The organism is Halorubrum sp. F4 (genome assembly GCF_027257195.1).
Taxonomy (GTDB): Archaea; Halobacteriota; Halobacteria; order Halobacteriales; family Haloferacaceae; genus Halorubrum.
This window is the reverse complement of sequence record NZ_JAPDFS010000009.1, coordinates 23,668-34,145: the sequence shown is the minus strand read 5'-3', so window position 1 is coordinate 34,145 and position 10,478 is coordinate 23,668. Positions and strand designations below refer to the sequence as shown.

Sequence of the window (10,478 nt, the reverse complement as noted above, 5' to 3'; positions counted from 1 at the left end):
TCGGCGAGCGCGAGCTCGGCGTCGGCAAGGAACGGTACGCCGGCGACATCGGCGACCTCTGGGAGCAGGACCCCGAGCGTCTCCTGGAGTACAGCATCCGCGACGTGGAGCTGTGCGTCGAGATCGACCGAGCACAGGACGTGATCGCGTTCTGGGACGAGGTGCGGACGTTCGTCGGCTGTAAGATCGAGGACGCGCCGACACCCGGCGACACCGTCGACATGTACGTCCTCCACAAGGCGTTCGGGAAGTTCGCGCTCCCGACGAAAGGCCAACAGGAGTCGGAGGAGTTCGAGGGCGGCGCGGTCTTCGAGCCCATTACGGGGGTGAAAGAGATGGTAACTGTCCAAGACTTGAAAAGTCTCTACCCCATGTGTATGGTAACGATCAACGCGGGGCCGGAGACGAAGGTCGATCCCGACGCGTACGACGGCGAGACGTACGTCGCACCGAACGGGACCCACTTCCGGAAGGAACCGGACGGAATCATGCGCGAGATGGTCGACGAGTTGCTCGACGAGCGCGAACAGAAGAAGGCGCTCAGAAACGACCACGACCCCGAAACGGACGCGTACGAACAGTACGACCGGCAACAGGGAGCCGTCAAGGTGATCATGAACTGCTTTACGCCGGACACCGAGGTGTTGACGCCAGCCGGAGTGCGGTCGATCACCGACCTCGACGTCGGCGACGAGGTGTACTCGCTCGATCCGGACACCGAAGAGATGGAAGTCAAGACAGTCGAGGAGACCCACGCGTACCCGGACTACCGGGACGAGCTCGTCGATATCGAGACTTCAAAGATGGACTTCCGCGTGACGCCGAACCACCGGATGGTGGTCCGGAAGAACGAGACGAACGGGATCACGGAGGACGGCTACGGCTTCGTCGAGGCGGGCGAGCTCGACCGTGCGACGAACTACGAACTCCCGCACGACTGGGACGGCCCGGAGGGGGAGCGGATCCACGAAGTGGATCTGACGGAACTGATCGACGGGGAGTACGAGGTGTGGGTCCGACCGAGCGTACACGGCCACACGTTCACCGCCGAACTCGGCTGGACGCCGCGGCGCGTCCCGAAGGCGGACGTCGGACGGACCGGGTACGTCTTCACCGCCGAGGAGTTCGAGGAGCACCGCGAGTACGTCGAGTCGGTCTGTGAGACGAGTTTCGTCCACCGCGAATCCGGTCGAAAGTGGATCCCACGGACCTACGACGGCGACGACTTCCTCGAGTTGCTGGCGTGGTACGTCACCGAGGGCAACGTGTACACCTCCGAGGAGAAGACGTTCGGCGAGAACCATCGAGGATCCGCGACGACGGTGAAGATCGCACAGAACGCCATCGCCGACGGCGGCGGTCACCACGCCAATATCGGCGATCTACTCGACGGGATGGGGTTCGACTGCTACGTCGACGACCGCGCCCATCAGTTCACCTCGAAGCTTCTCGGGGAGATGCTTCGAAACCGGTGTGGCGGCGACAGCTTCGAAAAACGGATCCCGGCGTTCGTCTTCGACGTGTCCCGGGACCAGAAGCGCCGCTTCCTGGAGACGCTGATCGACGGGGACGGGGACCGGCAGTCCGGATCGTGGCGGTACACCACGTCCAGCGATCGGCTTCGCGACGACGTACTCCGGCTGTGTGCGCACCTCGGGCTGACCGCGAGTTACAACCGCGACAGCGGGAGCTGGCGGATCTACGTGGCCGAGAACGCGAAGAACACGCTACGAATGCATCGAAGCGGATCACGGAGCGAGGCCGAAAACGGCGTCTACTGTGTGACGGTCGCGGACAACCACACGTTGCTCGCGGGACGGAACGGGAAGTTCCAGTTCGTCGGCCAATCACTCTATGGTGTGACAGGTTGGGATCGGTTCCGGCTGTACGACAAAGAGGGAGCGGCAGCCGTCACATCTACCGGTCGTGAAGTTATCGACTTTACTGAGACCGCCGCAAACGAGCTAAACTATCAAGTAGCTTATGGAGATACCGATTCAGTAATGTTATCTCTGTCTGACATGTCAAAAGAAAAGGCAATCGAGACCTCCTTCGACATTCAAGAACACATCAACGACCGCTACGACGACTTCGCGCGCGAGGAGCTGAACGCCGAGTTCCATCGCTTCGAGATCGAGTTCGAGAAGCTCTATCGGCGGTTCTTCCAGGCGGGCAAGAAGAAGCGATACGCGGGTCACATCGTCTGGAAGGAGGGAAAGGACGTCGACGACATCGACATCACGGGCTTCGAGTACAAGCGGTCGGACATCGCGGGCATCACGAAGGAGGTCCAACAGCACGTCATCGAGACCATCGTCACGGGCGACGACATCGACGAGGACCTAGCGGAGATCACGACGTACCTCTCGGGCGTCATCGACGACTTCCTCGCGGGGGAGGTCGACGTCGAGGAGATCGGGATCCCGGGCGGGATCGGCAAGCGGCTCGACGCCTACGAGACGCCAACTGCACAGGTCCGGGGCGCGCAGTACGCCAACGAGCTTCTCGGGACGAACTTCGGGCGGGGTTCGAAGCCGAAACGGCTCTACCTGAGGAAGGTCCACCCGGACTTCTGGGAGCGGATGGAGGGCGAGGAGGGGTTCGACCCCCAGCGGAACGGGCTCTACGGCGAGTTCAAACGCGACCCGGACGTGATCTGCTTCGAGTACGCGGACCAGATCCCCGAGGAGTTCGAGGTCGACTGGGAGAAGATGCTCGAGAAGACGCTGAAGGGACCCATCGAGCGAGTGATCGAGGCGCTCGGAACCTCCTGGAAGGAGGTCAAGACGGGTCAGGAGCAGACGGGCCTCGGCTCGTTCATGTGATCTTCTGAAACTACGTTTTCGTTCCTGAAAGAATTGTTCCCAAATTCGGGATTTTCGGCGGGATATCCGTAACTATTAACCTCCGCAACACCTTCGGTACACCTACGAGGCATAACCCTACACATGGCAACTCTCGAGATCAGCGACCTACGCGTGCGGGTGGCCGAAGAGGGCGGAGAACGGATCCTTCGAGGCGTCGACCTCGAGGTCGAGTCCGGCGAGATCCACGCACTGATGGGTCCGAACGGCTCGGGCAAGTCGACGCTGGCGAAGGTCATCGCCGGCCATCCCGCCTACGAGGTCACGGACGGGAGCATCTCGCTCCACCTCGACGAGGCCGACGTCGAGGACGTCGACGCCGACCTCGACGACGAGGACTACCACTGGGAACTGCTCGAGATGGAGCCCAACGAGCGCGCCGCGCTCGGGATCTTCCTCGGGTTCCAGTATCCCGCGGAGATCGAGGGCGTCACGATGACGAACTTCCTCCGGCAGGCGCTCAACGCGAAGGCGGACGAGCGCGAGGAGCTGTTCGAGGACGAAGACGAGGAGGCGGAGGCGGACGACGACGCCGGCTACGACACCTCCCCGATGGAGGGCCCCGCCGACGACGGCGAGATCGGCGTCGCCGAGTTCCAGGAGATCCTCTCGGAGAAGATGGAGCTCCTCGACATGGACGAGAAGTTCATGCAGCGGTACCTCAACGCCGGCTTCTCGGGCGGCGAGAAGAAACAGAACGAGGTGCTCCAGGCCGCGATGCTGGAGCCCGCGATCGCCGTGCTCGACGAGATCGACTCCGGACTCGACATCGACCGGCTCCAGGACGTCTCGAAGGGCATCAACGCGCTCCGCGACGAACAGGGCACGGGGATCCTCCAGATCACCCACTACCAGCGGATCCTCGACTACGTCGAGCCCGACCACGTCCACGTGATGTTGGACGGCGAGGTCGCGAAGAGCGGCGGCCCGGAGCTCGCCGAGAAGCTCGAGGACGAGGGATACGACTGGGTCCGCGAGGACGTCTACGAGGCCGCGTAATCATCCATGGTTACACACCAACGCTATACAACCGGAGGCGTAACTAACTGATATGAGTTCACAAGACCATCTGAAAGAGACCGACACCGAGGCGCGCTTCGAGTTCAAGAAGGAGGAGAACTCGGCGTTCAAAAGCGAGAAGGGCCTCACCGAGGAGACGGTTCGCGTCATCTCGGAGGACAAGGACGAACCGGAGTGGATGCTGGAGCGCCGTCTGCGCGCGCTGAAGCAGTTCCAGGCGATGCCGATGCCGACCGACTGGCCGGAGGCACCGGACCTCTCGGAGATCGACATCGACGAGATCGTTCCGTACATCCGCCCCGACATCGACGTGCGCGGCGGCGTCGACGACTGGACGGACCTCCCCGAGGACATCAAGGACACGTTCGACAAGCTGGGCATCCCGGAGGCCGAGAAGAACGCGCTCTCCGGGGTCGGCGCCCAGTACGAGTCCGAGATCGTCTACCAGAACATGCAGGAGCGCTGGGAGGAGAAGGGCGTCGTCTTCTGCGACATGGACAAGGCGGTCCAGGAGCACGAGGAGCTCGTCAAGGAGTACTTCATGACGAAGGCCGTGCCGCCAAGCGACAACAAGTTCGCGGCGCTTCACGGCGCGATCTGGTCGGGCGGCTCGTTCGTGTACGTCCCCGAGGACACCACGGTCGAGATGCCGATCCAGGCGTACTTCCGGATGAACAGCGAGGGGATGGGCCAGTTCGAGCACACGCTCATCATCGCCGAGGAGGGCTCGGAGGTCCACTACATCGAGGGCTGTTCCGCGCCCAAGTACTCGGCGTTCAACCTCCACTCCGGCGGCGTCGAGGTGTTCGTCGGCGAGGACGCCCACGTCCAGTACTCGACCGTACAGAACTGGTCGAAGAACACGTACAACCTGAACACCAAGCGCGCGATCGCCGAGAAGGGCGGGCGCATGGAGTGGATCTCGGGGTCGATGGGGTCGAAGGCGACGATGCTGTACCCCTCGACGATCCTGAAGGGCCGCGGCGCGTCCGACAACCACATCACCATCGCCTTCGCGGGCGAGGGCCAGGACATCGACACCGGTGCGAAGGTGTACCACAACGCGCCGGAGACCAAATCGACCATCGAGTCGAAGTCGATCTCGAAGGACGGCGGCCGCACCAACTACCGCGGCCTCGTCCACATCGCCGACGGCGCCGAGAACTCCTCGACCGCCGTGGAGTGTGACGCGCTGATGTTCGACAACGAGTCGACGTCGGACACCATGCCGTACATGGAGATCAACGAGTCGAAGGTCGACGTGGCCCACGAGGCGACCGTCGGGAAGATCGGCGACGAGGACATCTTCTACCTCCAGTCGCGCGGGCTGGACGACGACGACGCCAAACAGATGATCGTCTCGGGGTTCATCGAGCCGATCACGGAGGAGCTGCCGATCGAGTACGCCGTCGAGTTGAACCGGCTCGTCGAGCTGGAGATGGAAGGTTCGCTCGGATAACATGAGCACGAAAGCAATCGAGAGCCTCTCTGAGGACACGGTACGACGCATCGCCGAGGAACGCGACGAGCCCGAGTGGCTCCTCGAGACCCGTCTGAACGCGCTCGACGCGCTGGAGACGGCGGAACTGCCCGACGTGATCCAGACGCCCGGCCGGCGCTGGACCGACCTCGAGGCGCTTGACTTCGAGGCGCTCGTCGACCCGCTGAACCAGTCGGATACGACGGAGCGTACCGCCGGCGACGACGAGGTCGTCGTCGCACCCTTCACCGAGGCGTTCGAGGAGTACGGCGACGTACTCGAGGAGCACTTCGGGACCGTGCTCGATCCCGAGCACAACTACCTCACGGCGCTTTCGGTCGCGCTCTTCACCACGGGGACGTTCGTGTACGTCCCCGAGGGCGTCGACGTCGAGGACGTGACGGTGCGCGCGGAGATGAACTCCCGGTCGCTGTTCAGCCAGACGCTCGTCGTCGCCGAGGAGTCGTCGTCGGTGACGATCCTCGAGTCGATCGAGTCGGGAAGCGAGGCCGGCTCGGAAAGCGAGGGCGACCGCTACTTCTCGAACCTCGTCGAGGTCGTCGGCGGCGAGAACGCCACCGTCCAGTTCGGCTCGCTTCAGAACCTCGACGACGACACCTACACCTACTCGCTGAAACGCGGCGTCACGGACACGTACGCCACGATCGACTGGATCGAGAGCAACTTCGGCTCGAAGCTCACGCGCTCGGACGTCGAGACCGAACTGAACGGCGACGGCTCCGAGAGCCAGATCGTCGGGACGTTCTTCGGCAGCGAGGACCAGCACTTCGACGTCAACGCGCGCGTCTGGCACCAGGCCGAGCACACGACGGCCGACCTCGTCACGCGCGGCGTGCTCGACGACGTGGCGCGCTCGGTGTACGAGGGCGTTCAGGACGTCGGCAGGGACGCGTGGAACACCTCGAGCTACCAGCGTGAGAACACGCTGATGTTGTCGGACGACGCCGAGGCGGACGCGTCGCCGAAGCTGATCATCCACAATCACGACACGGAGGCGTCACACTCCGCGACCGTGGGCCAGGTCGACGCCGAGGACCTCTTCTACCTGGAGAGCCGCTCCATCGACTCGCACACGGCGCGGAACATGCTCGTCGAGGGCTTCTTCGTGCCCGTCCTCGAGGAGATCGCGGTCGACGAGTTCCGCGAGGACGTCGAGGAGCTCGTCGTCGAACGGCTCCAGTAGGTTCGGTCGAGTCGACTTTCGCCACTTTCGGTTCTTTGCTCCACACGGATCGTTCGGCAGTCCGCTACACCGTTCGCCGTCCCTCCGCCTCGGCGACGCGGCTCACGGCCGAGACGACGGCGTCGCCGATCGTCGCGATGGCGTCGTCGTCGAGGACGAACGGTGGCGCGAGCATGAGGTGGTCGCCCGCCTGTCCGTCGACGCTTCCCCCGCCGGGGTACGTGTACACGCCGTCCTCGAGGGCGGCGTCGTAGATCCGGTCGGCGACGTCGGCGCCGGGGTCGAACGGTGCCTTCGTCTCCCGATCGGAGACGAACTCGATGCCGACCTGGAGGCCGGCACGCCGGATCTCGCCGACGATCGGGCTGTCGACGAGCGGTTCGAGGGCCGCCTCGAGCCGTCGACCGCGACGGCGGACCGCCGCGAACAGGTCCTCGGAGTAGCGGTCGAGCACGTGGTCGGCCACGGCCGTCGAGATCGGGTTCCCGCTATAGGTGTGGCCGTGCTGGAAGGGGTGGTCGTGACCCTCGAGCGTCTCGACGATCCGGTCCGCGACCATCGTCGCGCTGATCGGCGCGTAGCCCGCCGAGAGTCCCTTGCCGAGCGCCATGAGGTCCGGCGTGACCCCGAGTCCCTCACAGGCGAACGGCTCGCCGGTCCGGCCGAACCCGACCATCACCTCGTCGGCGATGAAGAGGAGGCCGTACTCCGAACAGATCCGGCGGATCTCGCGGTAGTAGGCCGGGTGCGGACGGGCCGCGGGGATGCTCGACCCGCCGACGGGTTCGGCGACGAAGGCGGCGACCGTCTCGGGACCCAGGCGGCGGACGAGCCGCTCGAGCTCCCCCGCGGCCGCGACGGCCTGCTCCTCGGCGGTTCCCTCGTGATCCCAGCGGTACGGATACGCGGGACCGATCTTCGGCCAGTCCTGCAGGAGGGGGTCGTACACCGTCCGGCGGCCGGTGTTCCCGGAGGCCGCGAGCGCGCCGAGCGTCGACCCGTGGTAGGACGCCCACCGGCCGATCACCGCCTCGCGCGTCGGCTCGCCGCGGGCGACGTGGTAGTCGCGGGCGAGCTTGATCGCCGCCTCGACGGCCTCACTGCCGGAGTCGACGAAGAACGCCTCGTTCAGCGATCCGGGCGTCATCGACGCGAGCTTCTCGCCGACCGACTCGACGGACGGAGTCGTGAAGTGCGAGGTGGAGACGTAGCCGACGCGGTCGGCCTGTGCGGCCATGACGTCGCCGACGCCCTCGAGCGAGTGGCCGAGGTTGACGACGGCCGCGCCCGCGGCCGCGTCGAGTATCTCCTCGCCGTTCGCGGTCACGAGCGTCGAGTCGTACGCGTCGACGATCTCCGGATGGTCGGGATCGCGGCCCGCGCCCCACTTGTAGAACACTCCCATGGAAGCGGACGTCGCGGGTCGAGGACATAAATCGATCCCCGCTCAGTGGGACGTACCGACGCGACGCCGAGGGAACCGCTTAAGTCGGGCAGGCCCCGACGTGACACGTATGCGAACGGGCGTATCGAACGGCGACGGGTGGTCGAGGTGAGCGTCAGCCAGCGGATAACCTCCGACGACCAGCTCGCCAGGCTGTTACAGATAGGGATCGTGTTGGAGGAGGTCGTCGAGGCGCGGGCTCACCACCACTACGAGAGCCTCGACGCGGAACTCGACGAGGAGGTCGAGACGCTGCTGTCGGACGCCGCCGAGGAGTCCGCCGAGCACCGCGCGCGGTTGGAGGGGCTCATCGAGGGCCTCGGCGTCGACAGCGTCCCGTTCGACGAGATCGAGTCGCTCGTGGACGCGCGCTACGGGAGAACGCAGCCGGACGACTTCGACGGCGTGTTGTACGACCAGCTGTGCAACGAGGAGACCGCCTACAAGTTCTACGACGACCTCATCGAGGCGATAGCGGGCTCGGACGCCGAGTTCTCGATCGACCGCGCCGAACTGCTCGACACCCTGGAGGCGATCCGCGAGGAGGAAGCCGAGGGCGTAAGCGAGGTCACGGAGGTCATGGAACGCCGATGAACCGGAGGAACGAACCGGCGGGACGGCCGCCGACGGGAACGAAGACGACCGACGGAGGGGAGCCGTGAACACCGCAGACCAGTACCTCAAGACGATATACGTCGTACAGAAACAGGCGGACGGCCCCGCCTCGACCGGGTCAATCGCCGACGCTCTGGGCGTCAGCCCGGCGAGCGCCAACGAGATGATCGGCAAACTCGAGGAGCGCGGGCTCGCCGAACACGAGAAGTACAAGGGAGTCCAGCTCACCGACGACGGCATCGTGAAGGCGCGGGACGCCCTCCAGACCTACTGTATCATCGAGCGATTCCTCGCGAACGTCCTCGCCGTCGAGGAGTTCCGCGAGGAGGCCCACGAGCTGGAGGCGGTGATAGACGACACCGTCGCCGAGCGGCTGGACACGATCATCGACCGCCAGCCCGAGTGTCCGGACTGCTTCGACCCCGAGACCGACGCCTGCGCGTGTCTGGAGGTCGCGGCGGTGCCGGTCGAACAGGACTGAGGCCGAAACGGAGAGAAACGGGCCTTACACGCCGGTCGAGTACCGCAGGATTCCCGCGACCCCGCCGAAGGCGTCGAGCAGCTGTTCGCCCTTCTCGAAGTCCGTGGAGATGAACTTCGTGTCCGTTCCGCGCTGTTCGGCGATCGCCATCAGGTGTTCGATGACGTCCTCGCGCTCCTCGACCTCGGCGTCCTCGCCGCACTCGGAGCACTCGTGGTCGGGCGTCGAGTGGCGCGAGTCGACGACCTCGAACTCCTCGTGGCCGTTGGGACACTCGTAGACGATCACGTCCGAGCGGAGGTCCTCGGAGATGAGCAGTCGGTCGACCGAGCCCATGATCAGGTTCCGGCGGGTCTGCTCGAAGCCGTAGGTGGCCTCCTCGCCGGTGTGGAGGTTCTCGAAGAACGTCTCCATGTGGCGTTTGTCCTCGACGATCTCCTGATCGGAGAGCGCCTCGCTGCCGGCGTCGACGAGGTCCTTCAGCCCGGACTCGTCGGTGTAGGCCACGTCGAACTTGCCGAGCACCTTGTCCTGGAGCTCGTGGTGGAGGTAGTCGCCGTCGAGGAACTCGTCCTTCGTCGGCGAGGGGCCGCCGACGAGGATCCCGTCGATCTCGTGTCGCTTGGGGACGAAGAGCTCGTCCGCCATCCCCGCGACCTCCTGATAGAAGTTGTCGATGGCCTCGAGTCGGAGGCGGGCGAACCGCTGGGCCGACTGACCCCCCTTACGCTGTTTACCGGGGACGAGCGAGGAGGCGGACTTGACTGGCTCGACGCGTTTCCCCTTGAGCCAGCCGACGTTCGCCTCGCGTCGGTCCAACACGATGAGCCCGAAGAGCCCGGAGTCCGCGAGCATGTGTTCGAGCGGCTCCGTGAGGAACGCCGAGTCGCAGTGGTAGCGGAACGACTCGACGGGCTGTGGCGGCGACTCGAGCGTCCGGGTGACCATGTCGGTCCGGCCACCGCCGGAGTCGACCGCGCCCGAGAAGATCACCATCCCCTTTTCGGGCGGGTAGGTGTCGTAGTACCGGAGCCGGTCCTTGATGCTCGTCAGCGCGTCCTGCACGTTTGTCCGGGTCTGTTTGGACTTGATGTTGGACGCCTCGCTGTGTTCCTGAGTGACGTGGGCGACCACGTCCGAGATCTGCTTGTCTTCGGGAATGTAGATGGTGACGAGCTGCGTGCCGGAGCCCTCGAAGTCCTTGAGCTCCTCGATGACCTTGCGGAACTCGTACTTCCGCCGGTCCTCGCTCGCCTCCTGGGCGTCGCTACTCATTACCCGAACTACGGCCCCGTGCGTGTAAGTAAGCTTTGACCTCCCGATCGGACCGTCAAGTACGCGAAAACGGACCGCGTCGACGACGAGAGGCG

General features: G+C 64.9%; 8 protein-coding genes. 6 read left to right on the top strand and 2 right to left on the bottom strand.

Annotation, left to right across the window (positions count from 1 at the left end; all coding sequences use genetic code 11):
• The 4 genes from OKW78_RS14630 to sufD form a co-directional block, all read left to right on the top strand.
• On the top strand, positions 1 to 2,825 hold a 2,825-nt coding region (locus OKW78_RS14630), incomplete at its 5' end, for a DNA polymerase domain-containing protein (protein ID WP_281195799.1).
• A 123-nt stretch (positions 2,826 to 2,948) separates the two neighbouring features.
• Positions 2,949 to 3,863, top strand: a complete 915-nt coding sequence (locus OKW78_RS14625; RefSeq protein WP_281195798.1) for an ABC transporter ATP-binding protein — start codon at positions 2,949 to 2,951, stop codon at positions 3,861 to 3,863.
• A gap of 52 nt (positions 3,864 to 3,915) precedes the next feature.
• Positions 3,916 to 5,343, top strand: a complete 1,428-nt coding sequence (gene sufB, locus OKW78_RS14620; protein WP_281195797.1) for a Fe-S cluster assembly protein SufB — start codon at positions 3,916 to 3,918, stop codon at positions 5,341 to 5,343.
• 1 nt (position 5,344) lies between these two features.
• On the top strand, positions 5,345 to 6,568 hold the full coding sequence (gene sufD / locus OKW78_RS14615; protein ID WP_281195796.1) for a Fe-S cluster assembly protein SufD: 1,224 nt from the start codon (positions 5,345 to 5,347) through the stop codon (positions 6,566 to 6,568).
• A 64-nt stretch (positions 6,569 to 6,632) separates the two neighbouring features.
• Here sufD and OKW78_RS14610 read toward each other — a convergent pair whose 3' ends face one another.
• Complete coding sequence (locus OKW78_RS14610; protein ID WP_281195795.1) at positions 6,633 to 7,973, bottom strand: aspartate aminotransferase family protein; 1,341 nt, start codon at positions 7,971 to 7,973, stop codon at positions 6,633 to 6,635.
• Between the two features lie 147 nt (positions 7,974 to 8,120).
• On the opposite strand from OKW78_RS14610, the gene OKW78_RS14605 reads away from it, so the two are divergent.
• Together OKW78_RS14605 and OKW78_RS14600 are read left to right on the top strand one after the other, a co-directional pair.
• Positions 8,121 to 8,606 (top strand): ferritin-like domain-containing protein, encoded by a 486-nt coding sequence (locus OKW78_RS14605; protein ID WP_281195794.1) that lies wholly within the window; start codon positions 8,121 to 8,123, stop codon positions 8,604 to 8,606.
• Positions 8,607 to 8,670: 64 nt separating this feature from the next.
• Positions 8,671 to 9,108 carry a metal-dependent transcriptional regulator gene (locus OKW78_RS14600; RefSeq protein ID WP_281195793.1) on the top strand — a complete coding sequence of 146 codons (438 nt, stop codon included), beginning with the start codon at positions 8,671 to 8,673 and terminating at the stop codon, positions 9,106 to 9,108.
• A gap of 24 nt (positions 9,109 to 9,132) precedes the next feature.
• Here OKW78_RS14600 and prf1 read toward each other — a convergent pair whose 3' ends face one another.
• Complete coding sequence (prf1, locus tag OKW78_RS14595) at positions 9,133 to 10,383, bottom strand: peptide chain release factor aRF-1 (RefSeq protein ID WP_281195792.1); 1,251 nt, start codon at positions 10,381 to 10,383, stop codon at positions 9,133 to 9,135.
• Between the last annotated feature and the right edge of the window lie 95 nt (positions 10,384 to 10,478).

What these genes read in the sequence shown, in the direction of transcription:
- OKW78_RS14625 (WP_281195798.1), top strand. Translation starts at nt 2,949, where the DNA reads ATGGCAACTCTCGAGATCAGCGACCTACGCGTGCGGGTGGCCGAAGAG.
- sufB (WP_281195797.1), top strand. Translation starts at nt 3,916, where the DNA reads ATGAGTTCACAAGACCATCTGAAAGAGACCGACACCGAGGCGCGCTTC.
- sufD (WP_281195796.1), top strand. Translation starts at nt 5,345, where the DNA reads ATGAGCACGAAAGCAATCGAGAGCCTCTCTGAGGACACGGTACGACGC.
- OKW78_RS14610 (WP_281195795.1), bottom strand. Translation starts at nt 7,973, where the DNA reads ATGGGAGTGTTCTACAAGTGGGGCGCGGGCCGCGATCCCGACCATCCG.
- prf1 (WP_281195792.1), bottom strand. Translation starts at nt 10,383, where the DNA reads ATGAGTAGCGACGCCCAGGAGGCGAGCGAGGACCGGCGGAAGTACGAG.